26 protein-coding genes are annotated in these 24869 nt (G+C 70.4%); 13 read left to right on the forward strand and 13 right to left on the reverse strand.

Features of this window, described 5'->3' with window-relative positions; translation table 11 throughout:
• Positions 1 to 32: 32 nt before the first annotated feature.
• The 3 genes from BMY19_RS05275 to BMY19_RS05285 form a co-directional block, all read right to left on the reverse strand.
• Entirely contained in the window at positions 33 to 767 is a 735-nt protein-coding gene (locus BMY19_RS05275; RefSeq protein WP_100251079.1) for a DUF3750 domain-containing protein, read from the reverse strand.
• Positions 768 to 862: 95 nt separating this feature from the next.
• Positions 863 to 1777 (reverse strand): triphosphoribosyl-dephospho-CoA synthase MdcB, encoded by a 915-nt coding sequence (mdcB, locus tag BMY19_RS05280; protein ID WP_100251080.1) that lies wholly within the window; start codon positions 1775 to 1777, stop codon positions 863 to 865.
• A gap of 90 nt (positions 1778 to 1867) precedes the next feature.
• A complete protein-coding gene (locus BMY19_RS05285) occupies positions 1868 to 2710 on the reverse strand; it encodes a glycosyltransferase family 2 protein (RefSeq protein ID WP_020091717.1) in 843 nt (280 codons plus the stop codon).
• Between the two features lie 80 nt (positions 2711 to 2790).
• Between BMY19_RS05285 and BMY19_RS05290 the strand changes: the two genes are divergently transcribed.
• The gene (locus BMY19_RS05290; protein WP_091924623.1) at positions 2791 to 4203 is read left to right on the forward strand and encodes a class I SAM-dependent methyltransferase; all 1413 of its coding nucleotides are present in this window, start codon (positions 2791 to 2793) and stop codon (positions 4201 to 4203) included.
• A 69-nt stretch (positions 4204 to 4272) separates the two neighbouring features.
• Here BMY19_RS05290 and BMY19_RS05295 read toward each other — a convergent pair whose 3' ends face one another.
• The gene (locus BMY19_RS05295) at positions 4273 to 6255 is read right to left on the reverse strand and encodes an acyl CoA:acetate/3-ketoacid CoA transferase (RefSeq protein WP_020091719.1); all 1983 of its coding nucleotides are present in this window, start codon (positions 6253 to 6255) and stop codon (positions 4273 to 4275) included.
• Between the two features lie 382 nt (positions 6256 to 6637).
• On the opposite strand from BMY19_RS05295, the gene BMY19_RS30790 reads away from it, so the two are divergent.
• On the forward strand, positions 6638 to 6814 hold the full coding sequence (locus tag BMY19_RS30790) for a hypothetical protein (RefSeq protein WP_170862909.1): 177 nt from the start codon (positions 6638 to 6640) through the stop codon (positions 6812 to 6814).
• 175 nt (positions 6815 to 6989) lie between these two features.
• Positions 6990 to 7310 carry a hypothetical protein gene (locus tag BMY19_RS05300; RefSeq protein WP_020091721.1) on the forward strand — a complete coding sequence of 107 codons (321 nt, stop codon included), beginning with the start codon at positions 6990 to 6992 and terminating at the stop codon, positions 7308 to 7310.
• 49 nt (positions 7311 to 7359) lie between these two features.
• Here BMY19_RS05300 and arsH read toward each other — a convergent pair whose 3' ends face one another.
• Positions 7360 to 8085, reverse strand: a complete 726-nt coding sequence (gene arsH, locus BMY19_RS05305; protein ID WP_026604722.1) for an arsenical resistance protein ArsH — start codon at positions 8083 to 8085, stop codon at positions 7360 to 7362.
• Between the two features lie 92 nt (positions 8086 to 8177).
• Here arsH and BMY19_RS05310 point away from each other — a divergent pair, with 92 nt between their 5' ends.
• Genes BMY19_RS05310 through BMY19_RS05320 form a run of 3 tightly spaced genes read left to right on the forward strand, consistent with a single transcriptional unit; the run spans position 8178 to position 10164 of the window.
• Positions 8178 to 8537 (forward strand): ArsR/SmtB family transcription factor, encoded by a 360-nt coding sequence (locus tag BMY19_RS05310; RefSeq protein ID WP_100251081.1) that lies wholly within the window; start codon positions 8178 to 8180, stop codon positions 8535 to 8537.
• Positions 8530 to 8967 carry an arsenate reductase (glutaredoxin) gene (gene arsC, locus BMY19_RS05315; protein WP_091978039.1) on the forward strand — a complete coding sequence of 146 codons (438 nt, stop codon included), beginning with the start codon at positions 8530 to 8532 and terminating at the stop codon, positions 8965 to 8967. The genes BMY19_RS05310 and arsC overlap by 8 nt, the downstream gene beginning before the upstream one ends.
• 33 nt (positions 8968 to 9000) lie before the next feature.
• Positions 9001 to 10164: an MFS transporter gene (locus BMY19_RS05320; RefSeq protein WP_100251082.1), complete on the forward strand. Its 1164-nt coding sequence runs from the start codon at positions 9001 to 9003 to the stop codon at positions 10162 to 10164.
• A 16-nt stretch (positions 10165 to 10180) separates the two neighbouring features.
• Here BMY19_RS05320 and BMY19_RS05325 read toward each other — a convergent pair whose 3' ends face one another.
• The 4 genes from BMY19_RS05325 to BMY19_RS05340 are packed head-to-tail and all read right to left on the reverse strand — an operon-like array spanning position 10181 to position 13639.
• A complete protein-coding gene (locus BMY19_RS05325; RefSeq protein WP_020091726.1) occupies positions 10181 to 11470 on the reverse strand; it encodes an NAD(P)/FAD-dependent oxidoreductase in 1290 nt (429 codons plus the stop codon).
• 8 nt (positions 11471 to 11478) lie between these two features.
• Positions 11479 to 12210 (reverse strand): amino acid ABC transporter ATP-binding protein, encoded by a 732-nt coding sequence (locus BMY19_RS05330; RefSeq protein WP_020091727.1) that lies wholly within the window; start codon positions 12208 to 12210, stop codon positions 11479 to 11481.
• The gene (locus BMY19_RS05335) at positions 12207 to 12860 is read right to left on the reverse strand and encodes an amino acid ABC transporter permease (protein WP_012317380.1); all 654 of its coding nucleotides are present in this window, start codon (positions 12858 to 12860) and stop codon (positions 12207 to 12209) included. The genes BMY19_RS05330 and BMY19_RS05335 overlap by 4 nt, the downstream gene beginning before the upstream one ends.
• Before the next feature lie 5 nt (positions 12861 to 12865).
• Positions 12866 to 13639, reverse strand: a complete 774-nt coding sequence (locus BMY19_RS05340; RefSeq protein WP_091978041.1) for an ABC transporter substrate-binding protein — start codon at positions 13637 to 13639, stop codon at positions 12866 to 12868.
• 139 nt (positions 13640 to 13778) lie between these two features.
• Here BMY19_RS05340 and BMY19_RS05345 point away from each other — a divergent pair, with 139 nt between their 5' ends.
• Positions 13779 to 14396: a helix-turn-helix domain-containing protein gene (locus BMY19_RS05345; protein WP_100251083.1), complete on the forward strand. Its 618-nt coding sequence runs from the start codon at positions 13779 to 13781 to the stop codon at positions 14394 to 14396.
• Between the two features lie 15 nt (positions 14397 to 14411).
• Here BMY19_RS05345 and BMY19_RS05350 read toward each other — a convergent pair whose 3' ends face one another.
• The 3 genes from BMY19_RS05350 to BMY19_RS05360 are packed head-to-tail and all read right to left on the reverse strand — an operon-like array spanning position 14412 to position 16974.
• Positions 14412 to 15725 (reverse strand): TadE/TadG family type IV pilus assembly protein, encoded by a 1314-nt coding sequence (locus BMY19_RS05350; protein WP_091678656.1) that lies wholly within the window; start codon positions 15723 to 15725, stop codon positions 14412 to 14414.
• A 17-nt stretch (positions 15726 to 15742) separates the two neighbouring features.
• Positions 15743 to 16381 (reverse strand): TadE/TadG family type IV pilus assembly protein, encoded by a 639-nt coding sequence (locus BMY19_RS05355; protein ID WP_056522208.1) that lies wholly within the window; start codon positions 16379 to 16381, stop codon positions 15743 to 15745.
• The gene (locus BMY19_RS05360) at positions 16381 to 16974 is read right to left on the reverse strand and encodes a TadE/TadG family type IV pilus assembly protein (RefSeq protein WP_100251084.1); all 594 of its coding nucleotides are present in this window, start codon (positions 16972 to 16974) and stop codon (positions 16381 to 16383) included. The genes BMY19_RS05355 and BMY19_RS05360 overlap by 1 nt, the downstream gene beginning before the upstream one ends.
• 463 nt (positions 16975 to 17437) lie before the next feature.
• On the opposite strand from BMY19_RS05360, the gene BMY19_RS05365 reads away from it, so the two are divergent.
• Positions 17438 to 17989 carry a protein phosphatase CheZ gene (locus BMY19_RS05365; RefSeq protein ID WP_020091735.1) on the forward strand — a complete coding sequence of 184 codons (552 nt, stop codon included), beginning with the start codon at positions 17438 to 17440 and terminating at the stop codon, positions 17987 to 17989.
• Positions 17990 to 18012: 23 nt separating this feature from the next.
• Positions 18013 to 19089, forward strand: a complete 1077-nt coding sequence (locus tag BMY19_RS05370) for an HD-GYP domain-containing protein (protein ID WP_100251085.1) — start codon at positions 18013 to 18015, stop codon at positions 19087 to 19089.
• A 174-nt stretch (positions 19090 to 19263) separates the two neighbouring features.
• Here BMY19_RS05370 and BMY19_RS05375 read toward each other — a convergent pair whose 3' ends face one another.
• Complete coding sequence (locus BMY19_RS05375; RefSeq protein WP_091678645.1) at positions 19264 to 20607, reverse strand: dicarboxylate/amino acid:cation symporter; 1344 nt, start codon at positions 20605 to 20607, stop codon at positions 19264 to 19266.
• A 352-nt stretch (positions 20608 to 20959) separates the two neighbouring features.
• Here BMY19_RS05375 and BMY19_RS05380 point away from each other — a divergent pair, with 352 nt between their 5' ends.
• From BMY19_RS05380 to BMY19_RS31585, 4 genes are all read left to right on the forward strand, one after another.
• Entirely contained in the window at positions 20960 to 22765 is a 1806-nt protein-coding gene (locus BMY19_RS05380) for a sensor histidine kinase (RefSeq protein ID WP_244534839.1), read from the forward strand.
• Positions 22762 to 24117 carry a sigma-54-dependent transcriptional regulator gene (locus BMY19_RS05385; RefSeq protein ID WP_100251087.1) on the forward strand — a complete coding sequence of 452 codons (1356 nt, stop codon included), beginning with the start codon at positions 22762 to 22764 and terminating at the stop codon, positions 24115 to 24117. Before BMY19_RS05380 ends, BMY19_RS05385 begins: the two co-directional genes overlap by 4 nt.
• Before the next feature lie 143 nt (positions 24118 to 24260).
• Complete coding sequence (locus tag BMY19_RS05390; RefSeq protein ID WP_020091740.1) at positions 24261 to 24497, forward strand: DUF6894 family protein; 237 nt, start codon at positions 24261 to 24263, stop codon at positions 24495 to 24497.
• Between the two features lie 104 nt (positions 24498 to 24601).
• On the forward strand, positions 24602 to 24730 hold the full coding sequence (locus BMY19_RS31585) for a hypothetical protein (RefSeq protein WP_020091741.1): 129 nt from the start codon (positions 24602 to 24604) through the stop codon (positions 24728 to 24730).
• Positions 24731 to 24869: the final 139 nt, after the last annotated feature.

The following is a 24869-nucleotide window of genomic DNA, read 5'->3' on the forward strand; positions in this document are numbered from 1 at the left end:
GACGGTCGCGCGCCCTGGGACCGCGTCGGCGCTCAGAGCCCGACCCGACCCAGGGCCGGCAGCTTGAGACCGGGCCGCCGCAGGTCGATCCCGGCGACGCCGCCGAGCAGATTCAGCTCCAGGCCCTCGACCCAGCCGAGGGTCACCCCGGCATAGCCGCCGAGGCTGATGCGGATCCCGGTCCGCGACGGCGTCAGGCCGATCCAGCGCCCGTCATAGGGGAAATCCTTGCCGATCGCGGTGGTGGGCAGGCTCTCGCGGATCTCCGGCACCGCCGCCATGACGGCGGCCACGAAGGTGTTCGAGTTCGGGCCGGGCCACACGACGTAGTCGCCGGGCCGGCTGAACCGGTACTCGGCCACGGCCTGCCGGATCCGCGGCAGCATCGCCTCCGCCTCGGCGCCGTCGGCGGCGAACACCACCGTCGGCGGGTTCCCGAACCAGCGTCCGTCCGGCACGAACCGGTCGACCCAGATCGGCTGGCCCCAGGCCGTGTAGTCGAACCGGCTGTAGGCGCGGGCGCCGCGCTCCTTGACGACGATCCAGCTATGCGTGGCCACGATGCCGCGCCAGCTCACGGTCCGCGCCGAGAAGATGCGCAGCACGGCGCCGGGATGCGCGTCCGCGCGCGGCAGCAGGCCGGCGCTGGACCGATCCGCCAGACGCCAGTCACCGCTCGCCCGCGTCGCGTAGAGCAGGGCGGAGATCGCCACCGGCACGAGGAAGAGCGCGGCGAGCGCGAGGAGGGCGATCCTGAACAGGGTCACGGGCGGTCCGGCGGGGAGGGCGGGATAGAATCCGCATGTAGGTAGCGCCCGCATCCGCGAAACTGCGACCGACGCGCCCCGGGGCTGCGCGCGCGTCAGGGTGGGCAGGCGAGGGCGTCCAGCAGCAGCGTCGCGGCGAGGAGATCGGCGCAGCCGCCGGGGCTCAGGCGCGCGGCCACGAAGGCGCGGTGGATCGCCGCCGCGCGCGCGCGCCAGTCGGGGGCCGCGATGCCTCCGGCGTCGAGAAAGGTCGCGGCGGCCGCGCGCGCGCCGACGAGGCCGTCGGCACCGCCGCGGTGCAGGAGGTTCGTGTCGTCGACGACCGCCAGGAGGGCGAAGAAGCAGTGCACGCGGGCCGCCTCGGCATCGCCGGGGGCGCACGATCGGCCGAAGCGGAGAGCGGGCAGGGCGACGGCGCGGATGGTCGGAAAGCCCGCCGCGGCCTCGGCGCTGGCGCCACCGACGCCGAAGCGCCGCGCGGCGCGGCCGCCGTGGCTGACGGCCGAGACCGGCGCCCGGGTGATCGCTGTCCCCCAGAGATGACCGACCGCCTCCGCCAGCCCTTCGGCGCTCGCGCGCTCCGCACCGGGCCCCACGCCCCGCGCTCCCGCCGCCGCACAGATCAGCCCCAGCGAGAAGATGGCGCCCCGATGCGCGTTGACGCCGCCGGTCGCCCGCATCATCGCGGTCTCGGCGGCCAGACCGATTGCCCGGAGTTCCGCCATTACGGCATCGCGGGCGCCCGCCGCGACCAGTTCCGCGAAGAACGGCCGGAGCGCCGCCGCGCTGCGGCGGAGCGTCTCCGCATCCATGTCGTTGTGGCTGCCGGAATCGACCGGGCTCACGAGGCCGGGCTTCGGCCAGGTCTCCAGTTCGCCGATGAGCGCCGCGTGCGCGAGATCCGCGACGCGTTCGGCCCAGGGCGCGGCGGCGTTGCTCCGGTCCGCGCCCGGCGCGATGAGGCTCTGATCGTCGCGCAGGGTCGAAGCTCCCCAAGGGTTCGCCGGCATGGCCGAAGCGGCGTCGGGCGGCCCGGGATATACCGGATGGCCGTGCCGGCACAGACGCGGCGTTCTCCGAGCCGGTTCGACTGTCCTGCCCTAGAAGGATCCGACGAAGCGCTCGGGCAGCGTCCAGAGGTCGGGCGCCTGGATCGCGCTCTTGCGCTCGATCGCGTCGGCGAACAACCGCTTCGTGGTCTCGAAATGGGCCTCACCCGGACGCATCTGAACGGGGCGGCGCGGGACGCGACCGATATCGGCCTTCACGAAGGCCAGGAACTCCGTCGGGTCGATGGCGTGGTGGGAGTTCGGGATGCCGATCGGCGCGGCCGCATTCCGCTTCTGCTGACGCCTGAAGAGGATGTCGTGGTCCAGATACGCCAGGTGGAACAGGAACAGGTCGCGGAAATCGGGGCGGTGATCCTGGATCAGGCAGTGGAAGCCGACGTGCCAGTCGACCCGCTCCGATACGATGGTCGCCTTGCACAGGGTCGATATCGGCCGGATGTAGCCCCGCTGGCCGGAGATCGGCGCCGCGACGTCGATAGGGGCCTCGTCCCCGACGTGCATAACGTCGGCCCCGAACAGATCGAGGATGGGGGGCAGCGGCCGCGCGGCGATGTAATCGGAGAGAGTAGACGATACGTCCGGATCGGGGAGGATCAGCTCGTCGCTATCCGCATAGAGAACATATTTGAAGCCGATGAACAGCGATGCGCAGAAATCCCTGACCGTGTGGGCGCGCTCCCACTCGTTCAGGGGCAACCGCGGCAACCGGACGACGTTCGCGCGCAGTCCGGTCGTCGAGCCGTCGTCGGAACCGTGGTCGAGGATATAACAGTTTTCAGCCCCGACTTGTCGCTCGTAGTGCTTCAGCCAGAGCGGAAGCATGGTCTTTTCGTTGTAGGCCATCGTGACGGCGGCGAGCGGCCTCTTGTGCAACGGTATTCCTTCCCGCCAACGCGGCCTTCACCGCGCTTCTACAGCGCATTCGCGAAGCGTTTGATCGGAGCTTAGTGGCAATGGATCGTGCGCAGCAACTCCTGAGGTCGTTGACCAAGGACGCCCGCATCGTGGAGATTGGCCCGAGCTTCAGCCCGCTCGCGCCGAAGCGCGACGGCTGGAACACGTTCGTCATCGATCACGCGCCGCGCTCGGAGCTCATCGAGAAGTATCACGACCAGACGGTCGACCGCATCGAGGAGGTGGATTTCGTCTGGACAGGCGGCTCGATCGCGGACGCGGTCCCGGTCGACCAGCACGGCACCTTCGACGCGTTCATCGCCAGCCACGTCATCGAGCACACGACCGACATCGTGACCTTCCTGCGCGCCGCCGAGACGCTGCTTCGGCCGGACGGCGTGGTGATCCTGGCCGTGCCCGACAAGCGCAAATGCTTCGATTTCTACCGTTCCCTCACCGGGACGGCGGACGCGGTCGCGGCGTTCCTGGAGAAGCGGAACCGGCACACGGTCCGGACCCACATCGACTACGCCCTGAACATGGCGCTGAAGGACAACGGCACGGTCGGCGCCTGGTCGGGCCAGGACACGCGGCCGGCCATTCCCGCGAATCCGCTCACCGACGAGCCGCAGTGGCTCGGCGCCGCGCAACTGCCCTACTACGCCGACGCCCATGCCTGGGTGTTCGTGCCGGCGAGCTTCAATCTGATGATCCTGGAGCTTGCGCAGCTCGGCTACATCGATCTGCGCGTCGAGGATTTCCTCGACCGGGACGCGACGGAATTCTTCGTGTGGCTCCGCAAGGGACGCCAGCGGCTCGCGCCGGGCGAGATCCGCGAGCAGCGCACCGCGCTGATGCAGCGCGCCATCGTCGAGCTGGCGGAACAGGTGCAGCAACTGCCCGAGACGTCCTTCGTCGAGATGGCCTCGGCGGGGGCGCTGCGGGATCAGCTCCTCAAGGCGACCTACCGGACCGAGGCGCTCCGCACCGTGCTGGCGGCGCTGCGGGCCAGCATCGGCCGTTTCGGGCTGGATCGGGCCAAGTTCAAGCGCCTGATCGGCGCGGCGAGCCAGAAGGTTCCGGGGAACCTCTCGGCGGCGGTCCAGCACAAGATCCTGCTGACCGAGGCGACCAAGATCCTCGACGGCATCACGGATTCTGCGGTCGAGACCGACGACCGGGATCCCGCCGTCATCGACGGCGCCGTCTTGGTGGCGCCGCTCGGCGCGGCCCAGTTCGGGGATCCGCTGCTCGCCGCCGAACTGGAGCGCGAGCGCCAGCGCGCCCGGGCGGTCCGCATGGTGCTGGACGCCGTGCTCGGAAGCCTGCGCGGCCGCGCCCTCGACAAGAAGCGGTTCCGGGACCTCGTCACGCAGGCGGCCGCGCGGACGCCGAATGACGGCCCCGAATCGGCGCGCCACGCGGTGCTGTCCGAGGAATCGCGGCGGGTCCTCGGCCTGCCGGTCGCCTGAGGCAGGCCGCGGCACCGACCGCGCCGTGGCGCGAGCGGGGCCCGGCGCGGGCCCGCGGCCGGCCGGACGTCACGCCGCCGACGCGACCGCCGGGGAGATGCGCTTGCGGGCCTTCTTGTCCTCGGTGCTGCTGACGAAGGCCTGCGCCTCCTCCTTGCGCTCGAAGACGTGCGGCGCGACCCCGCGCTTGTTCAGGGCCTCCTCCATCTTGAGGCGCAGGAAGGCGCTGGTCGCGTAGCGGGTCGTGGTCGCGTAGTAGTTCGCCTGCAGGTACTGGACCATGCCGGCGTAGTCGTCGACCAAGTTCTCGTTGAGCCGGAAGCCGTCGTGATTGATCACGGCGTTGACCCGCTGGCCCGCCTTCCGGCAGGCCTCGACGATGGTCATGCGCAGCTCGTCCATGTCGCCCTTCACCCGGCAGTACCAGCCTTCCAGGTTGACGAAGAGGATGTTGCGCTCGCCGTCGTAGCTGACGCGGGACTTCAGATCGAGGTTGAGCAGATCCGAGATCAGCTCCATCGGCTCCTCGCGGAAGATGCGCGGATCCATCGGCACCGGATTGCGCACGACGGGGGCGAAATCCATGTGGGCGAGGATGTCGCGCTCGATGTCGATCCCCGGCGCGACCTCGATCAGCTCCAAGCCCTCCGGAGTCAGCTGGAAGACGCACCGCTCGGTCACGTAGAGGACCGGCTGCGACCGCTCGACCGCGTAGGGGCCCGAGAAGGTGTTCTGCTGGACCTGGGTGACGAACTTGCGGGCCTTGCCCTCGTTCACGATGCGCACCTGACCGTCGGACACCGCGATCTCGAGACCGCCGGCCGTGAACGTCCCGGCGAACACGACGGTGCGGGCGTTCTGCGAGATGTTGATGAAGCCGCCGCAGCCGTTCAGCTTGCCGCCGAACCGCGAGGTGTTGACGTTGCCGGCCGCGTCGCACTCGGCCATGCCCAGGCAGGTCATGTCGAGGCCGCCGCCGTCGTAGAAGTCGAACATCTGGTTCTGGTCGATGATGCAGTCGGCGTTCGTGGCCGCGCCGAAGCTCGAACCGGACGCCAGCACCCCGCCGACCGCGCCCGCCTCGGTGGTGAGGGTGATGTAGGGGGTGATCTTCTCCTCGTTGGCGACCGACGAGATGCCCTCGGGCGCGCCGACGCCGAGATTGACCACGCCGTTCGGCGGCAGCTCGAAGGCGGCGCGGCGCGCGATGATCTTGCGCTCGTTGAGCGCCATCCGCTTGATGCCGGTGACCGGGACCCGGATCTCGCCGGCGAGCGCCGCGTCGTGCATCACGCCGTAGTTCATCCGGTGCATCTCGGGCTCGGCGACCACCACGCAGTCGACGAGGATGCCGGGCACGCGCACGTCCTTCGGCAGGAGGTAACCGTCGTCGACGATGCGCTCGACCTGGGCGATGACGATGCCGCCGTTGTTGCGGGCCGCCATGGCCTGGGCGAGGCAGTCCAGGGTCAGCGCCTCCTTCTCGTAGGAGAGGTTGCCCGACGGATCGGCCGAGGTGGCCCGGATGAAGGCCACGTCGATCTTGGTCGCCGTGTAGAACAGCCACTCCTCGCCATCGACCTCGACGAGCTTGACGATATCCTCGGTGGTCAGTTCGTTGACCTTGGCGCCTCCGTGGCGCGGGTCGACGTAGGTCTTCAGGCCGACCTTCGAGAACAGGCCCGGCTGACCCGCCGCGCAGGCCCGGTAGAGCTGGGAGATCACGCCCTGGGGCAGGTTGTAGCCGCGGATCAGGTTGTCCTGCGCGGCCTTGGCGACCTTGGGCATGCGGCCGAAATTGGCCGCGATGACCCGCGTGAGGAGGCCGTCATGGTGCAGGCGGCCGGTGCCGAGCCCTTTGCTGTCGCCGGCGCCGGCCGTCATGATCAGGGTGAGGCCGCGGGGTGATCCGGTCTCGACGAACCGCTTCTCGAGGGCGGCGTGCAGGGCCTCCGGGATGCAGCTCTGGACGAACCCCGTGGTGGTCACGACGTCGTTCTCGCGGATCAGCGCGATCGCCTCCTCCGCCGAGATGACCTTGTTCTTCCTCATGGAGCCCGTGATCCTCCCCGGCACGTGGAGGAGCGGCCGGCCGTGATGCCCGTCGCCTCCGACTGTGCCATGCGCCGCCCCCGTGGTGCCGGGACGTCTCGGCCCCGGAGATCGGCTGAGTTTTGAATACGATCGTTATTGCACCGCATCAATATTTGCGGCATCGCACGAGGGCACATGCCGGCGCCGTGACAGTACTCCGAAAATGAGTGTCGGCGCTCCTGAAAAACTCTTCGGTCCACGATCAGAAAAATTGCGCGCGTCGCGGGGCCGTCGGCCGCCTGTGCTCCGCCGCACGCGATTTCCATGGTCCGCGTGCGCCGCCTCACCGCGGCGTCCCAGGATCCGGTGTCTCTCGGTCTGGACACGACAGGAGGCGATCATGAACCGAGATCCGAGAGCCCGGAGCAGGCAGGCCGACGGCAAGGCCCGGACGGCGGAGTCCGACCGCGAGACCGATGCCCGCGCACGCGCGGCGGTGGTGGATGCCTGGCGCCGGGCACTGCTCCGGATGCGCGAGCGGCGCGCGACCGAGGACCGCACCGATCCGGGCCATTGAGGCCCGGGGAGAGCCGAGCGGATCGGTCCGGCGCTCGGCGGCGACGCGGGGCCGGCGGTCCGGATCGGCCCCCGACGTCGCCCGAATGGGGACGGGGACCGACCCTTTTTCTCTACTTGGCGCGACGCGGCGGGAGCGGCACAGCGTGAGCAACGAACGGGGAGTATGTGAGCCGATGGACGACGACGTCGCAGACGGCATGGACGGCGGCGACGCGAGTTCCGCGGCGGCTCAGGAGGCGAACGGGATCGCCTTCCTGCTGGCGAGCGCCGCCTACCTGACGCTCGCAGACGCGCATCTGCGGCGGGAAGGTCCGGAGGGGCTCGCCCTGATGGACGAGATCGAGGACCGGATCACGGAGGCCCTGCGGAGCTTCGTCGAGGAGACGTCCTACGAGGATGCGCGGCCGGACATCCTCCAGCACGCGACCCGCAAGGTCCGCGCCCTCCTCGAAGCGGGACGCTCGCTGGCGCCGGAGATGCGGCGATTCCAGTGAGCACCGGCCCGGGCCGGACCGCGTGGCGGCGCGCTCGGGCCGGCGGGGCTCAGGCGCCCGGCGGTGAGGGCTTCGCGAAGCCGATATCGGCCGCGACACCGGCGAGCCGGTCGGGATCGCGCTCCTTGCGCTCGCTGTAGCGGTCCACGAGGTAATCGGCGCATCCGCGGGTCAGCAGCGTGAACTTCATGAGTTCCTCGCACACGTCGACGACCCGGTCGTAGAGCGGCCCGGGTCGCATACGGCCCGCCTCGTCGAACTCCCGGTAGGCCATCGGCACCGAGGACTGGTTGGGGATCGTGATCATCCGCATCCAGCGGCCGAGGACGCGCAGGGCGTTCACGGCGTTGAAGCTCTGGGACCCGCCCGAGACCTGCATCACCGCGAGGGTCCGGCCCTGCGTCGGGCGCAGACTCCCCTCGGACAGGGGCAGCCAGTCGATCTGGCTCTTCATCACGCCGGTGAGCGCGCCGTGCCGCTCGGGCGAGACCCAGACCTGCCCCTCGGACCAAGCCGAGAGGGCGCGGATCTCCCGCACCTTCGGATGGTCGGCGGTCGCGTCGTCGGGCAGCGGCAGGCCGTCGGCGTGGTAGATGCGGACCTCGCCGCCCATCGCCTCCAGGAGCCGCGCGGCCTCATAGGCCAGGAACCGGCTGAAGGAGCGTTCGCGGAGCGACCCGTACAGGATCAGGAAGCGCGGCGCGTGCGCGAGCGGGATCCCCCGACCGGCCCCGTCGGTCGGCGTTGCGAAATGCGCCGCGCTGAGATTCGGCAGGCCGTCACGGACCGAAGGGGCAGGGGCCGGGCTCTTGCTCACCGGGACGCTTTCTCATACGTTCAAACAACCGTTTGAAGATTGTCGGGAAAATGGACGACGCGCAAGCCCTGGCGGCCTTCGCGGCCCTGGCGCAGGAGCACAGGCTGCGGCTGGTGCGGGCGCTGGTGAGAGCCGGTCCGGAGGGCCTCGCCTCCGGGACGCTGGCCGAGGCGGTCGGCGTGTCGGCCGCCACGGTGTCGCATCACCTGAAGGAATTGAGCCGCGCCGGGCTGGTCAGCTCGCGGCGCGACGGTCGCTCCATCCTCTACAGTGCCGCCTACCCGGTGCTGGCCGAACTGATCGCGTTCCTGATGCGCGATTGCTGCCAGGGCCGCGCGGAGATCTGCACGCCGGCGGCGGAGACCCTGGCCGCCTGCCTCAGCCCCTCGGGAGACGCAGCACATGTCTGAGCCGTTCGACGTCGTGATCTACCACAATCCGGCCTGCGGCACGTCGCGCAACACCCTCGCGATGATCCGTAACGCCGGGATCGAGCCCCACGTGATCGAGTATCTCAAGACGCCGCCGACCCGCGCGCTGCTGCTGCAGCTCCTCGACCGCGCCGGGCTGTCGGTGCGCGACGTGCTCCGGGAGAAGGGCACGCCCTACGCCGAGCTCGACCTCGGCAACCCGGACCTGACCGACGGGCAGTTGCTCGAAGCCGTCGCGGCGCATCCGATCCTGCTCAACCGGCCGCTCGTGGTCACGCCGAAGGGCGTACGCCTGTGCCGTCCCTCGGAGGCGGTGCTGGATCTCCTGCCGCCGCAGCGGGGCGGCTTCGTGAAGGAGGACGGCGAGCCGGTGGTCGACGAGCAGGGCCGCCGTGTCGCCACGGCCTGAGCGCCAGCGGGCCGTGGCGGCGGCGGTCCGGACATGAGCGAAGCCAGCCGCTGGCCGGTGATCGCCGCACTCGGCGTCGTGGAGATCCTCGCCTGGGGCTCGTCGTTCTACCTGCCGGCCGTGATGGCGGCCCCCATCGCCGAGAGCACCGGCTGGCCCCTCGCCTGGGTGGTCGGCGGACTGGCCTTCGGCCTCCTCGTCGCGGCCCTCGCCTCGCCGCATGTCGGGGCGGCGATCCACCGGCTCGGCGGGCGGCCGGTCCTGGCCCTCGCGGCGCTGCTCCTCGCCGCCGGGCTGACCGTGGTGGCCGTGGCGCCGAACCTTCCGATCTATCTCGCCGGCTGGCTGATCCTCGGCGCCGGCATGGGCTGCGGCCTGTACGACCCCGCCTTCGCGACCCTCGGGCGGCTCTACGGCGCGGCCGCGCGGCCGGCCATCACCACGCTGACCCTCTGGGGCGGGTTCGCCAGCACCGTGTGCTGGCCGCTCTCGGCCTTCCTGGTGGCTCATATCGGCTGGCGAGGCGCCTGTCTCACCTATGCCGGCCTGCACCTCGCGGTGACGCTGCCGCTCATCCTCGCGATGATCCCGCACGCGCCGGCACTCCCGGTCTCCGACGGGCCACAGGGAACGGGGCCCGCGCCGCTATCGACCCGGGAGCGCCGCGCGTTCCTGCTGTTCGCGGGGGTGCTGGTCCTCGGCGGCGCGATCATGTCCCAGGTGTCGGTCCACCTGCTCACCCTGCTGCAGGCGCGCGGCGTGTCGCTCGCTGCCGCCGTCTCGTACGGGGCGCTGATCGGGCCCGCGCAGGTGAGCGCCCGCGTCGCCGAGATCTCCCTCAAGGGCCGCCACCACCCGCTCTGGACACTGACGGCCGCCTTCGGCCTGATCGCCCTCGGGCTGTGGCTCCTTGCGGCCGGGCTGCCGGGCGTGGCGCTCTGGCTGGTGCTCTACGCGGGCGGCAACGGGATCTACTCGATCGCTCGCGGCACGGTCCCGCTCGCCCTGTTCGGCCCCGTGCGCTACCCGCTGGTGGTCGGCCGCCTCGCCCGGCCGGCCCTGGCCGCCCAGGCCCTGGCGCCGCCGGCTGGGGCCGTCGTGCTCACCCATGTCGGGCCGGGGGCCCTGTGGTGGATGCTCCTCGCGCTGGCGCTCGCCGCCCTGGGCCTGATCGGGGCGCTGTGGCGCGCGCGGTGACGGCGGGCCGGTAGGATCAGCGGATGCCGCCGTCGCGCAGGCGGTACCAGGCGATGATCGCCGAGACGTACAGCCGGTTCAGCCCGTGGAGCGGCAGCGGCTCGATCGGCGTCAGCGGCAGGGGCAGGTTGCCGGCATCTCCGGTCGCGATGTAGGCGGCCATCGCCCGGCCCATCGCCGACTGGAGGCCGACGCCCCGGCCCTGGCAGCCGATATCGATGAGGAGCCCGGGCGCCGGCTCGTGGAGATGGGGCAGGTAGTCCCGGGTGATCGCGACGCGGCCGCACCAGCGATGGTCGAAGGCGATCCCGTCGAGCTGGGGGAAGAGCTTGCCGACGATCCGCTCGAGATGGGCCCAGTCGGCGGGGTCGCGCGGCTCCCGGAACGGACCGCGGCCGCCCATCAGCAGGCGTCCGGTATGGTCGAGGCGGAAGTAGAGCAGGAGCTTGCGCGTGTCCGAGGAGACATGGCCTTCGGGCAGGATCGAGCGCCGCAGGTTGTCGGTCAGCGGCACCGTGGCGACCTGGAACGAGTTCGCCGCGATCACCGTCCGCGCGAGGTTCGGCCACAGGCCGCCCGTGTAGCCGTTGGTGCACAGCACGACCCGGCCGGTCGTCACCCGCTCGCCCTGGGCCGTGGTGACGGTCCAGCCCGATCCGGTCCGTTCGAGGCCGGTGACCGGCGATCCGCCGTGGATCGTGGCGCCGGCCTTCTGGGCGGCCCGGGCGAGGCCGCGGGCGTAGCTCAGGGGCTGGATCGCCCCGCCGCGGCTGTCGAGCCAGCCGCCGAGATAGCGGTCGGTCCCCAGCAGCTGCTCGGTCTCGGCCCTGTCGAGGACGCGGGTGGGCGCACCGAGATCCGCCCACTGGGCCGCCCGCTTGGCGACCTCGGCGAGCCCGGCCTCGGTGTGGGCGCCCTGGATCCAGCCGGCGCGGGAATGCGGCACGTCCATCCCGTGCCGGGCGATGAGGTCGAACACGACGTCGGCGGTCCCGCCGGCGAAGCGCGCGAGCCGCTCGCCGCGCTCCCGACCGAACCGCGCGACGAGGTCGGCGGGATCGTATTTGAGGCCGGGGATGACCTGGCCGCCGTTGCGACCGGACCCGCCGTAGCCGACCTCCTGCGCCTCGAGCACGACGGGTCGGATGCCGCGCTCGGCGAGATGCAGGGCGGTGGACAGGCCGCAGAACCCGCCGCCGACGATCACCACCTCGGCCAGTCCGGATCGGGCCAGCGGCGGCGTGTCCGGCGCGGGCGCCGCCGTCGTGGCCCAGAGCGAGGGTGCGAGCGGGAACGGTTCGGCCACGGCGTGTCCTAGAGCGGGTGCAGCACGCGCTGCAGGAAGTCCCGGGTACGCGGATTCTGCGGCCGGTTGAGGACCTCGGCGGCCGGCCCCTGCTCGACGAGTCGGCCGCCGTCGAGGAAGAGGACCCGGTCGGCGACCTCGCGGGCGAAGCCGATCTCGTGGGTGACCACGAGCATCGTCATACCCTCGTCGGCGAGGGCGCGCATGACCTTCAGCACGTCGCCGACGAGCTCGGGATCGAGGGCCGAGGTCGGCTCGTCGAACAGGATCGCCTCCGGCCGCATGGCGAGCGCCCGGGCGATCGCGACGCGCTGCTGCTGCCCGCCGGAGAGCTCGTTCGGCCGGGCGTGCTCCTTGCCCGAGAGCCCGACCCGGGCGAGCAGGGCGCGCGCCCGTTCCTCGGCCTCGCCCCGGGGCTCGCCCTTCACGTGGATCGGCCCCTCGACGACGTTCTCGAGCGCGGTCCGGTTGGCGAACAGGTTGAAGCGCTGGAAGACCATGGAGACCCGCGTGCGGATCGCCTTGATGCCGCGCTTGTCCCGGTCGACCCGCTGCCCGTCGACGCGGATCTCGCCGCCGTCGTAGGCCTCGAGCCCGTTGATGCAGCGCAGGAGGGTCGACTTGCCGGATCCCGAGGGCCCGATGATGCAGACGACCTCGCCCTTGGTGACCTCGGCCGAGACGCCCTTGATCACCTCCAGCGCGCCGTAATGCTTGCGGACGTCCTCCAGCACGATCATCGATGCCGTCCCTTCGCCTCGAAGTGGCGGACCAGCAGGATCAGCGGCAGGCTCAGCGCGAGGTACATCAGCGCCACCAGCGTGTAGACGCTGGTGTTCTTGAAGGTCGACGAGGCGATGAGCTTTCCCTGGAGCGCCAGCTCGGCGACCGTGATGGTCGAGGCCTGCGACGAGTCCTTGAGCATCATGATCATGATGTTGCCGTAGGGCGGCAGCGCGATCCGGATCGCCTGCGGCAGGATCACCCGCCGCATGGTCATGCCCCAGCCCATGCCGATCGACAGCGCCGCCTCGACCTGCCCGCGATCCACCGCCTCGATGCCGGCGCGGAAGTTCTCGGCCTGATAGGCCGAGTAGGCGATGCCGAGCCCGATGATCGCCGCCTGGACGGCGGTGAGCGACAGGCCGAAATCGGGCATCACGAAGTAGATGTAGAACAGCTGCACGATGATCGGGATGCCGCGCAGGATGTTGATCATCACCGCGCTGAAGCCCGACAGGATCGCGATGCCGGAGACCCGCATCACCGCCCAGACCAGCCCGAGCAGCGTCGAGACCACCAGGGACGCGATCGTGATCAGGATCGTGAGCTGCACGCCCTGCAGCAGGATCGGCAGGTAGTCCTGGGCGTCGGCGAGGAACTCGCGCATGAAGGTCAGGACCGGTCGGCCGACGGCGGCAGACCCCACTTGGTCAGGATCGCCTGGAGCGTCCCGTCGGCCTTCAGCTTGGCGAGCGCCTTGTCGATCTTGGCGAGGAGCTCGGTGTCGGTCTTGCGGACGCTGAGGCCGACCGAGGCGACGACGGTCGGCTTGAAGGTCTCGACGAGGCGGACGCCGGGAAACAGGCCCTGCTTGACGTAGTAGGCGAGGATCGGCGCGTCGGCGAAGCCGGCCTTCAGCCGCCCGGAATTGACGTCCCGGATGATGTCGGGGATCGCGTCGTAGATCTTCACCTCGTTGAAGAGGCCCGACTTCTTCAGCGGCTCGACGAAGGCGGTGCCGACCTGGGCACCCACCGTCTCGCCCTTCAGGTCGGCGAAGGACGTGTAGTCCTTCGTGTCGGTCTTCGGGACGATCAGCCCCTCGCCGTAGCTGTAGACGGGCGCCGAGAACGACACGACCTCCTTGCGCTGCGGCGTGATGAACATCGCCGCCGCGATGATATCGATCTTCGAGGCGGTGAGCGCCGGGATCAGCGTCGAGAATTGCAGCGGCTCGACCGCGACCGTGAAACCCGCCTCCTTGCTGACCGCGTTGACGAGGTCGACCATCACGCCTTGAATGCTGTTCGTCTTGGTATCGAGGAAGGTGAAGGGCAGGCCGGTGGGCGTCGATCCCACCTTCAGGGCCTGCGCGCCGACGGGAGCGCCGAGGACGCCGAGGAGCAGCGCCGACGACAGACACAGCTTGGCCAACCGTCTTCTCATGGTGCCGCTCCCGTGCAGTGCCCGGGTCACGCGGCGGAAGCCGGGCCCGATTTCATTCTCGTGAAGAATACCGCACGTTTTCGGTATCGACGCAAGCGACTTTCACGTGCATGAAGAAGCACAGGAGAGGCAGGCTGGCGTGACGGTGAGCATCCCCCGAGGCGAGGCAACGGGTCCGGAACCGGTCGACCGGGCTGTGGGTCAGCGCCTGCGCGGCCTGCGTCGCGCGCGCGGACTCTCGCTGGAGGCGGTGGCGTCCAGCACGGGCCTGTCGATCGGCTTCATCAGCCAGGTCGAGCGGGGCCTGTCGTCGCCGTCCCTGCGGGTCCTGGCGCTGCTCGCCGACACGCTGCAGATCGGGATCGGCGGCCTGTTCGAAGCGGGGCCGGACGCGCCCGACCCGGATCCCATCGTCGTGTTCCGGAAGGACCGGCCGGAACTTCAGCTCTGGCGGGCCGGCATCACCAAGCAGCTCCTGACCCCGCCAGGGGGCACGCAGGGGATGAGCCTGTTCCACATGGTGCTGAAGCCCGGCGCGAGCACCGGCGACGAGCCCTTCAGCCACGACGGCGAGGAAGCCGGCCTCGTCCTCGCGGGGCGCCTCACCCTGATCGTCGAGGCGCGGACGCTCCAGCTCGCGGAGGGCGACAGCTTCCGCTTCGAGAGCCGGCGGCCGCACCGCTTCAGCAATCCCGACCCGCGCAGCCAGACCACCGTCCTGTGGGTCAACGTCCTCGGATCATCGGCGACGACGTGAGCGGGGCGCGGCGCGTCAGTTGCTCAGGCGCACGCTCGCGAGCGTGGTGCTGAAAAGCTTCAGCATGGCGGCGGTGATGTCGCCGTTCGTGGTCACCGGAAAATACATGCCGTCGGACGCGCAGGCCTGCAGGGCCGGCCCGATCTTCGACTCGTACGGCCTGACGTAGCTGTTGTAGAAATCGTTATCGTAGATCGGCAGGTACTGAGTGTAGATGATCCCGATTTTGACGTTCTTGTTCTTGAGATTCGTGCAGGTCGAGGGACTCAGCGGCCCGATGAAGCGGTTGCTCTGGATCTGGAAACCCGCGCTCTGGTTGGTGACGCTGCCGCCGGTGTCCTCGACGCCGTCGGTGACCATGAACAGGAACCGGATCGGCTTGTCCGGCGTCAGCCCGTCGCCGCTGGCCGGGATCGTCGCGTTCATCTTCGCGATGGCCCGCTCGAAATCGGTCTGATTGTCGGACTGATTGTAGTAGGCGTAGGCGATATCGATATTCGGGGTCGCGATCTTGATATTGTTTAAGGTCGGCGTCATCGCCTGCAGCCGCGTCTGTGTCACCGAATCGTTGAAGGTCCACATCTCCATCTGGAACTGTTGCGGCAGCAACATGCTGACATTCGCCTGATCGACGAGCGCCGAGACCGCGTCCCTCAGAACCTGGATGCGGAGCTTGATGTTGTTCCGCGACGCCACATGGTAGAAGTCGTTCTGATCGTCGCCGATGATGTTGCCCTTGTTGTCGAAGGTGTGCTGGTGGCAGGCGAACGCGCACCCGTTGGTCGCGCGCTTCATGTTGCTCACGTCGGCATCGGTCGCCGCGAGCCCCATCGACGGCGAGTTGTCGAGCAGCAGGTAGTAGTTGATGTACTGCGAGGTGTTGCGGGTCGCCGAGGACGTGCCGCTGATGGGCATGGCCGGGATCTGCATCATCGATGCCAGGCTGGTCTTGACCGTCGCCGTGTAGGTGGCGGTGAGGCTCAGCGTCTTCGCGCTGTTCACCGGCGCGCCGGGGACGAACGAGGTCACCGTGACGCCCGGAACCTTGGCGGCCTCGGCGCGGAACTGCGTCTCCATGTTCTGCAAGGTCGTCGCCGGGATCGTGTTGGTCTTCTGCGACATCACCGCGAGCACGGCGCCGTCGAGGGCGGTGTCGAGCTGGGTCTTCGCGGCGTTGCGGCGCCCGTAATCGATCGCCGCCGCCGTGGCGAACATGACCGGCAGCGTGACCAGCGCGAACGTCAGCGCGACCTGACCGGAGCGCGCCCGCGGAAACGCCGTGACGGCCAGCCTGAGAGCGCGGTTCAACCGGATGCGGAACACCGACACGGGCCTTCCCTCGACCATTAGTTGTAGACCGGGCAGGCGGTGCCGCCCGGCATGACGATCTCGCTGGGGGTGCGCTCGGACCACGGGATCTGCCGCGTGAAGGTCAATCCGCGGCCGCCGAAGATCCAGCGGTACAGGGCACTCCCGATGATCGGGGTGTAGGGCATCGTGACTTCCGCCAGGATGTAGCGGGCCCCGTCGAACTGATAGGCGGCCGGCGTCGCGGGGAGTCCGTTGCTCCCGTTGGCCTGGTTGGCCGGGCGCTTCGTGGCGTTCTGCGGCCAGCTGGAGCAGACGAAGCCCTTGAGCGACCCGTTGACCGTTTCCACGCCCATCGCGTTGACCACGATCTGCAGGCCGGACGCGTCCAGCGGGCGCAGGATCGCGGTCGCCGCGCTGGTGATCTTCGTCATCCCGTCCTGCGTCGCCAGAGCCATCCCGTTCTGGGTCGCCAGAGCATTGTCCACCCGTCCGGACAGATCGCCCAGCGTGCGCGCGAACAGGGTCAGTTTCCGGGTCGCGTCCACGACGCGCGTCAGCTCGGCGGTCCCGAAATACAGGACGATCAGCAGGGGCAGGACGAGTGCGAACTCGACGGCGGCGATCCCGCGCTCATCGCGGCGGAAGCGGCTCAGGCCGATCGGCAGGCCGCCCATCACGAGCACCCCGACGGTGCGGAGTAGGGCTCCACCTTGAACACCGTCGCGGCCTGCAGCACCCGCCGCTTGTTCGGCAGGTTGGGCACGGCGGCACCGAGCAGCGGGAAGAAGACCGGGATGTCGACCGCGGCCTGCACGATCACGATGGCCGAGTTCCCGGCGCAGGCGTAGCTGGCGAAGTTCGGGTTCCAGTCGCTCGCACCGCTGGCGTTGGTCGCGACCGGCGAGACCGGGGTGGCGGACCCGTAATCGGCCACCTTCATCACGCTGACCCGGACGTTGGCGCAGGTGAAGATCGTGACCCGGGGCGTGCCGTTCGGCTGCGTGCAGATCGCCGTCCGGAAGCGGCTCATCAGCGTCGCGGGGTCGGTTGTGCCGGCGTTCGTCGTCTGGAACGTGCCCGTGTAGATCTGCCGGCTGGCGTCGGACACCGCCTGCTGGAGGATCTCCTGCTCCCAGAACACGATCCCGTTCTCGAGGCAGGCCCCGACCAGCGCGAAGAACGGCAGGGCCACCAGGGCGAACTCCACGGCCGTCGCGCCCCCGCGTGCCCGCGCGAAGCGCGCGGCCCGTTCCCGGAGGTCGAGCAAGCGCGACGCCGCTCGGATTGCCCTGCTCACATCCCAACTCGAAATCGGAACCACCGAGCTCGAGAGAGCATCAAAAGCTTACTTTTCTCCGCGCATCACTGCTCAAAGTCGAGCCGTTCACGCACATGTGCTACCGAGCGGGCGCCGAAATAGTTCGTTAGCATCAACCAACAGTTGAGAGCGCCGCTGTTCCAGCCCTCATCGGTAACGCGGCGAGATCGCACTCGTCGGTTAGGCGGAGATCGTCGTGTCGACGTCGCGCGAAGCGGTCGGCAAGACGAGGCGCGGGTTCGGCGCACGTTCGGCGTGCTTTGACGTGTGGATGACGTGGAAATAGGACATTGCACAGTCACGATCGGCCGGAGCGGCACAGAATCGCGTCGAGATAAGTGCCATTAAGCGCGGCTTAAGAGGTCGCCGATAGTTTCACCGGCCAATATAAACCGCATGGCGATCCCCGATCATGGCCCGCGCTCTGCCGGACGTTGCCTCCATCGAAGAGGGTGTTGGGCTCCTCCGGACCCAGCTCCTGTCGATCTCCGACGCGATCGCGCGCACGCGCCAGGAGATCGCCGACCTCCGGCAGGAACAGGAGACGAGCCGCGCGCGGGACGAGCTCCTCGCCGTGGTGCAGGGCACCGAGGACGCCACCAACGCGATCCTGACGGCTTCGGAGAAGGTGGATACGCTCGCGCGCGGCATCGTGAGACGGTCGGGCGAGGACGCCAACCGGGCCGACGCCCGAGCCATCCAGATCGAGATGCAGACGATCTTCGAATCCTGCAATTTCCAGGACCTCACCGGCCAGCGGATCTCGAAGGTCGTGCGCACGATCGTCCTCGTCGAGGAGCGGATCGGCGAGATGCTGCGCGTCTGGTCCGGTCCCGGCGACCCGCCGTCGCGGCCGAATCCGACGGCCGACACGCGCAGCGAGGAGGCGGCCCTGCTCAACGGCCCCGTCCTGCCCGGCGACGCCTCGGTATCGCAGGACACGGTCGACGCGATGTTCCCGTAAGGCGCGGTCCGGAAGGCGTGCCGATGGGCCGGATACTCCTCATCACGGACGATCCCGCACGCAGCCAGGGCCTGGCCCAGGACCTGTCCGATGGCCTGTCCTGTGAGCTCCACGATCTGCGCGCCGCGAAATTGCCCCTCGGCGGCGCGACCGCGATCGTCACCGACGTGCACGATCTGGGCGCGAGCTCCGTCGAGCGTCTCCGCCGCCGTCTCGCGGAGGTCCGGCACGGCGCTCCGCTGACCGTCCTGCTCCACACCGACAGCCCCCGAACCCGGCTGCTCGGCGTCGCCCTCGGCGCGACCCACACGCTGTGCGCGCCGTTCGACACGGATCGCCTGCGGGAGACGCTGGGGGCGCCGCGCGCGGCCGCGCGCCTCGCGACCTTCGCGGACGAGCCCCTGCCGGCCTGCGCCGTGCGGACGGCCGCGGCGGTGCGCGGATTCTATGCCTCGGTGTTCGTGCCCGACCAGCCGATCACGCCCGGCGTCATCGACAACGGAACCCAGGCCATCGACCTCGCGATCCGGGACACCGGGATCCGCGACTGGGTCCGGGCGGTCCGCCAGTTCGACGACGCCACGCACCAGCACTGCCTGCTGGTCGCCGGTCTGGCGGCGGCCTTCGCGGCGAGCCTCGGCCTCGGCGAGCAGGAGCGCCACCGCCTGACCAAGGCGGCCCTGCTGCACGACGTCGGCAAGATCCACATCCCGGCCGCGATCCTCAACAAGCCGGGCCGGCTCGACGACGCCGAGCTGGCCGTCATGCGGCTGCATCCGGAGAAGGGCTACAGCATGCTCGTCGATCAGGGCTTCGAGCAGCAGATGCTGCACGTCGTCCGGTCGCACCACGAGATGCTCGACGGGTCGGGCTATCCGAACCGGCTCAAGGGGGAGGAGATCCCCGACCTCGTCCGCCTCGTCACCGTCTGCGACATCCACGCGGCCCTGATCGAGCAGCGGCCCTACAAGCAGCCCATGGCGAGCGAGGCGGCCTACGCGATCCTGGAGGGCATGGCGGGGCGGCTCGACCCGGCGATCGTCGGCGCGTTCCGGCCGGTCGTCGCCGCCTTCGCGCCCCACACCCTCGACGCGGCCTGACAGCGTTCGGCGGCGTCGGGCCGCGGCTCCGTCGCGTTCCTTCGGCCGCGTTCCTTCGGCCGCGTTCCTTCGGCATGCGAGAGCCGCGCCGCGGAGGGATCCGCGGCGCGGCGTGCGTTTTCCACCGTCACGGCGTCGCGCGCTGCGCCGTGCGCGGCCCGCGACGCCGCGGGCTCACTCGGCCGGCTGGAGAGCCGGCGCGGGCGGAAGCGGCGCCATGGTCTGGCCGGACAGGGCCGCGGCGAGCTTGGCCTCGTCCACCTCGTTCTCCCAGCGCGCCACCACGATGCAGGCCACCGCGTTGCCGATGAAGTTGGTCAGCGCGCGGCACTCCGACATGAAGCGGTCGACGCCGAGGATCAGCGCCATGCCGACCACCGGCACGGAGGGCACCACGGCGAGCGTCGCCGCCAGGGTGATGAAGCCCGAGCCGGTGACGCCGGCGGCACCCTTGGACGACAGCATGGCGACGAGCAGCAGCAGCGCCTGCTCACCGTAGCTCAGCGGCGTGTCGGTCGCCTGCGCGATGAACAGCGCCGCCATGGTCATGTAGATGTTGGTGCCATCGAGGTTGAACGAGTAGCCCGTGGGCACCACGAGGCCGACGACCGGCTTCGAGCAGCCGGCCCGCTCCATCTTCTCCAGCAGCGAGGGCAGTGCCGACTCGGAGGACGACGTGCCGAGCACGAGGAGCAGCTCTTCCTTGATGTAACGGATGAGCTTGATGATCGAGAAGCCGTTGTAGCGGGCGACCGCCCCGAGCACGACCAGCACGAAGATCGCCGACGTCAGGTAGAAGGCGCCGACGAGGTAGGCGAGGTTGGCCAGCGAGCTGATCCCGTACTTGCCGATCGTGAACGCCATCGCGCCGAAGGCGCCGATCGGGGCGACCTTCATGATGATGTTGACGACGCCGAAGATCGCCTCGGACAGGACCTTGATGATGTCGAGCACCGGCTTGCCGCGGTCGCCCAGGAAGGCGAGACCGAAGCCGAACAGCACCGAGAAGAACAGCACCTGCAGGATCTCACCGCCCGCGAACGCGCCGACCGCCGTCGTGGGAATGATGTTCATCAGGAAGTCGACGATGCTCTGCTCCTTCGCCTTGCCGGCGTAGGTGGCGACCGCCTTCGGATCGAGCGACTTCGGATCGATGTGCAGGCCGTTGCCCGGCTGGAGCACGTTGGCGACGATGAGGCCGACGATCAGCGCCAGCGTCGAGAACGTCAGGAAGTAGATCAGCGCCTTGCCGCCGACCCGACCGACCTTCTCGAGGTTGGTCATCCCGGCGATGCCGGAGACGACGGTCAGGAAGATCACCGGCGCGATGATCATCTTGACGAGCTTGATGAAGGCGTCGCCCAGCGGCTTCAACTCGGCGCCGAGCTGCGGGTAGAAATGGCCGAGCAGGATGCCGATCGCGACGGCGACCAAGACCTGGAAGTACAGTGTCCGGTACAGCGGCTTCGATTTGGCGGGCGGATGCGGGGCGGTGAGTGGTGAGGGTACGGCAGCCATCGGGCGTTCTCCCTGTCTCGGGTTTCGGGCGGGGCGGCTCGCGTCGGGGTGTCCCGGCGGTGTCCGCGCTTGCTGTTGGCCTTCCGGCGCGCAGCCGTTCTCTGACGACATGGCTGCGTTTCGTGACGAGAATGGCAACCGGCATGCCAATTGACCGACGGCCGCTACATTTCTTTAACCACTTGCTGGAGATAGCTTTTTTCAAGCAGACTCCCGTCAGGGCCGCGGGTGGTCTTGCGGATTCCCGCACGTCGCCGGTCGGAACGGTCTGGATCTCCGCACTGGCCCGCCGTCGGTGAGCGGGCACCCGCCCTCCAATCACCGCCCGCCTTCGCGCCGGGGTGTCGCCGTCGTGGTCGGGCTCTGCGCGATCCTCGTGACAGCTTGGCTCGCCGGGCGCGCCGCGGAGCGCTGGGCCCTCTCGGACCTGCGGCGCGGCGCCCATTCGGCGATCGGCCTTCAGGTCGGCGTCCTGCTCGCGGAGATGCAGAAGCAGGCGTCCCTGCCGCTGGCGCTCGCGGCCGACCCCGAGGTTGCCGCCGCGGTCGGTCCCGATCCCGGGCGCGACCTCCTGGACCGTGTCGACCGGCGGCTCGCCCAGGTCGCCGCCGCCACGGGTTCGGCGGTCATCTACATCATCCGCGCCGACGGACTCACGGTCGCGGCGAGCAACGCGGGCGAGGATCGCAGCTTCGTCGGCCGGGACTACGGGTTCCGCCCGTATTTCAAGCAGGCCCTGGCCGGCGGGGCCGGCTCCCAGTTCGCCCTCGGCACGGTCAGCGGACGGCCGGGCCTGTACCTCGCGCGCCGGATCGGGGCCGGGAGCGGGGTCGTCGTGGTGAAGGTCGAGTTCGACGCCGTCGAGTCGGCGTGGCGGGCCGCCCGCGAGGTCACCTTCGTCACCGACGCCCGTGGCATCGTCCTCGTCACCAGCGAGCCGGGCTGGCGCTTCGACACGCTCAGCGCCGTCGACGCGGCCGAACGCGCCCGGATCGAGGCGGGACAGGAATTCGGCAACGCCCGCCTGGAGCGCCTGCCGCTCCATCCGGTCGCGGGCGAGCCGGACGTGGTGCGGGTCGGGCGCGGGTCGCTGCCGGCCTGGAGCGCGATCCTGTCGCAGGCGCCCGTACCGGGCACGGACTGGCAGCTGCGGACGCTGACGCCGCTCGGCACCGCCGTCGAGCGGGAACGCCTGCAGGCCTGGATCATCGCGGCCCTCGTCACGGCATTCGCCGGGTACGGGATCTTCGCGCTCACCGATCGCGGCCGCCGGACCCGGGCGCGGCTCGCCGAGGCCGCGGCGCGCCGGGCGGAGCTGGAATCGAGCGTCGAGGCGCGGACGCGGGCGCTGCGGGAGACCAATGCCCAGCTGCGCGCCGAGATCGCGGAGCGGCAGCGCGCCGAGGCCGAGCGCGAGCGCCTCGGCCGCGAACTGGCGCAGGCCGGCCGGCTCGCGGCGCTGGGCCAGTTCGCGGCCAGCATGGCCCACGAGATCAACCAGCCGCTGGCGGCGATCCGCTCCTACGCGGACAATGCCGCGATCCTGATCCGCCGCGGGCGGGGCGAGGACGCGGCCGAGAATGCCGCCGCCATCGGGCGGCTCACCGACCGCATCGCCGGCCTCACCCGGCAACTCAAGGGCTTCGCCCGCCGCGCCTCGCCGCGGCGGGAACCGGTTTCCCTGCGTGAGGTGGTGGCGAACGCGCTGGAGCTCGTGGCGGCGCGCGCCGCCGCGCTGCACGTCCCGCTGGAGGCGGACCGGCCCGCCCCGGATCTGCGCGTCCTCGGGGACGGCCCGCGGCTGGAGCAGGTCCTGGTGAACCTGCTGCAGAACGCCGTCGACGCCGTGGCGGGTCGGGCCGAGGCCCGCGTCAGCCTGCACCTCGTCGAGGCGGACGAGCGCGTCGCGATCGAGGTGGCCGATACCGGGCCCGGGATTCCCGCGGAGGTGCGCGGCCAGATCTTCGACGCCTTCTTCACGACCAAGGCGGACGGCCTCGGCCTGGGCCTCGCCATATCCCGCGGGATCGTGGAGGATTGCGGCGGGAACCTGATCCTGGCCGGCGGCGACGGCGCCGGGACGGTCTTCCGGATGGAGATGATCCGGGCGGCGGACGCGGTCCCGAACGTGGGCAAGCCCGTGGGAGCGACACCGTGAGCGGACCGGCGGACGCGCAGGCGGGGACCGAGCGCGTCGTCTTCATCGACGACGAGGCCGAGGTGCGCCGGGCCAACGGCCAGAGCCTGGAGCTCGAGGGTTTCGCCGTCGAGGCCTTCGCGGCCGCCGAGCCGGCGCTCGCGGCGATCCTGGCCGCGCCGCCCGGCGTGGTGGTCACCGACGTGCGGCTGCCGGGGCTCGACGGCGTCGCCCTCCTGACGCGGCTGCGCCGGGTCGACCCCGACCTGCCGGTCATCCTGATCACCGGCCACGGGGACATCCGCATGGCGGTGGCCGCCATGCAGGACGGGGCCTACGACTTCCTGGCCAAGCCCTATCCCGCCGAGGCGCTCGTCGTCTCCGTGCGCCGGGCGCTGGAGCGGCGGCGGCTCGTGATCGAGAACCGGGCGCTGCGGGCCCGGCTCGACGCGGCGATCGAGGAGGATCCGGCTTTCCTCGGGACCTCCCCGGCGATCGTGGGCCTGCGCGCCCTGGTGCGCGAGGTGGCGCAGGCCGACGTCGACGTGCTGGTTTTCGGCGAGACCGGGTCCGGCAAGGAGGTCGTGGCCGGCGCCCTGCACCGGTGGAGCCGCCGCGCGGAGCGAAACCTCGTGGCCATGAATTGCGGGGCGCTGCCCGACAGCGTCGTGGAGAGCGAGCTGTTCGGGCACGAGGCCGGTGCCTTCACCGGGGCCCTCAAGCGCCGGGTCGGCCGCATCGAGCACGCGCAGGGCGGCACGCTCTTCCTCGACGAGATCGAGAGCATGCCGCTGCCGCTGCAGGTCAAGCTCCTCCGCGTGCTCCAGGAGCGCACCGTGGAACCGCTCGGCACCAACGAGGTGCGCCCGGTCGACATGCGCGTGGTCGCCGCCACGAAGGTCGATCTCGGGCAGGCGGCCGCGCAGGGCACCTTCCGCGACGACCTCTATCACCGGCTCAACGTCATCACGATCGCGATCCCGCCCCTGCGCGACCGCGGGGAGGACGTGCTGCTGCTGTTCCAGCACTTCCTGCGCCGGGCCGCGGAGAAGTTCGGGCGCCCGGTGCCGCCCGTCACGCCGGCGATCCGGGAGCACCTGCGCCGCCACTCCTGGCCCGGCAACGTCCGCGAGCTCGGCCATTTCGCCGAGCGCTGCGCGCTGGGCCTCGCGGCGGCGGCGCAGCCCGCGGCCGAGAGGGCCGCCGCAAGCCTCACCGACCAGGTCGATCGCTTCGAGCGGCAGCTGATCCGCGACGAGCTGATCATGGCCGGCGGCGATGTCCGCGCCGCCGCGGAAGCCCTCGGCCTGCCGCGCAAGACCCTCTACGACAAGATGGCCCGGCACGGTCTGACCCCGGGCGACTACCGCTAGGGCCGTCGCCCGGCCCGTCCCGAGCCACCGACGGTGCCGGCGCCATCACGGGAGCGCCGCGACGGCGACCTGCCGAAAAGGGGTACGCGGGCCGGTGCGGAAACTGCTTAGCGTAGCGGACGGATCCCCCCGCCGAGCCGCCCATGCCCCGCTTCTTCATCGACCTGCACGACGGAACCGAGCTCGTCCGCGACAAGGACGGCTACGACCTGCCCGGTCTCGAAGCCGCCCGGTCGCAGGCCGTGAAGATCATGACGCGGATCGCGCAGGGGCTCTCCGACCGGCCCGGGCGCCAGGATTACATCGCGGCGGTCCGCGACGACACGGGCGTGGTGCGGATGCGCTTCCGCGTGTCGCTCGATGCCGGCCCCGTCGGCTGACGTGCCGAGACGCCGAGCGGCCCCGGCGCGCGGCCGGGACAGGTCCACCTGGTGTTCGCGTCGATTTGGCGTAGGCTGGCGTTCCCTAGCCGAGGAGGGACGACATGGGTCTGATCGCCTTCATCCTGATTGGTGGCCCCTGGGTGGCGGCAACGGCGTGGCTCTGGCACCAAGCCGGCGGCGCGGAGGCATGGCGCAACGCCGTCCACGGTACCGTGCCTGGCAGGCAGTGACGCGGCCCGCGCCCAGCGTACGCCTCCGACGCTCCTGACGGGCGCGGCTCTCCGGATCCGGTCCGCGGTATCACCGCCGGCACGGCCGGGGGCGGCCACGCTGTCGACCGCGCTGCGAGCCGGGGCGAGATCGCGTCCC

The organism is Methylobacterium sp. UNC300MFChir4.1 (assembly GCF_900110155.1).
Lineage (GTDB): Bacteria > Pseudomonadota > Alphaproteobacteria > Rhizobiales > Beijerinckiaceae > Methylobacterium.

Coding starts and splice junctions, on each gene's coding strand:
- mdcB (WP_100251080.1), bottom strand. CDS start 1,777: ATGCCGGCGAACCCTTGGGGAGCTTCGACCCTGCGCGACGATCAGAGC.
- BMY19_RS05290 (WP_091924623.1), top strand. CDS start 2,791: ATGGATCGTGCGCAGCAACTCCTGAGGTCGTTGACCAAGGACGCCCGC.
- BMY19_RS05295 (WP_020091719.1), bottom strand. CDS start 6,255: ATGAGGAAGAACAAGGTCATCTCGGCGGAGGAGGCGATCGCGCTGATC.
- BMY19_RS30790 (WP_170862909.1), top strand. CDS start 6,638: ATGAACCGAGATCCGAGAGCCCGGAGCAGGCAGGCCGACGGCAAGGCC.
- BMY19_RS05300 (WP_020091721.1), top strand. CDS start 6,990: ATGGACGACGACGTCGCAGACGGCATGGACGGCGGCGACGCGAGTTCC.
- BMY19_RS05310 (WP_100251081.1), top strand. CDS start 8,178: ATGGACGACGCGCAAGCCCTGGCGGCCTTCGCGGCCCTGGCGCAGGAG.
- arsC (WP_091978039.1), top strand. CDS start 8,530: ATGTCTGAGCCGTTCGACGTCGTGATCTACCACAATCCGGCCTGCGGC.
- BMY19_RS05320 (WP_100251082.1), top strand. CDS start 9,001: ATGAGCGAAGCCAGCCGCTGGCCGGTGATCGCCGCACTCGGCGTCGTG.
- BMY19_RS05330 (WP_020091727.1), bottom strand. CDS start 12,210: ATGATCGTGCTGGAGGACGTCCGCAAGCATTACGGCGCGCTGGAGGTG.
- BMY19_RS05335 (WP_012317380.1), bottom strand. CDS start 12,860: ATGCGCGAGTTCCTCGCCGACGCCCAGGACTACCTGCCGATCCTGCTG.
- BMY19_RS05340 (WP_091978041.1), bottom strand. CDS start 13,639: ATGAGAAGACGGTTGGCCAAGCTGTGTCTGTCGTCGGCGCTGCTCCTC.
- BMY19_RS05355 (WP_056522208.1), bottom strand. CDS start 16,381: ATGGGCGGCCTGCCGATCGGCCTGAGCCGCTTCCGCCGCGATGAGCGC.
- BMY19_RS05365 (WP_020091735.1), top strand. CDS start 17,438: ATGGCCCGCGCTCTGCCGGACGTTGCCTCCATCGAAGAGGGTGTTGGG.
- BMY19_RS05370 (WP_100251085.1), top strand. CDS start 18,013: ATGGGCCGGATACTCCTCATCACGGACGATCCCGCACGCAGCCAGGGC.
- BMY19_RS05375 (WP_091678645.1), bottom strand. CDS start 20,607: ATGGCTGCCGTACCCTCACCACTCACCGCCCCGCATCCGCCCGCCAAA.
- BMY19_RS05390 (WP_020091740.1), top strand. CDS start 24,261: ATGCCCCGCTTCTTCATCGACCTGCACGACGGAACCGAGCTCGTCCGC.
- BMY19_RS31585 (WP_020091741.1), top strand. CDS start 24,602: ATGGGTCTGATCGCCTTCATCCTGATTGGTGGCCCCTGGGTGGCGGCA.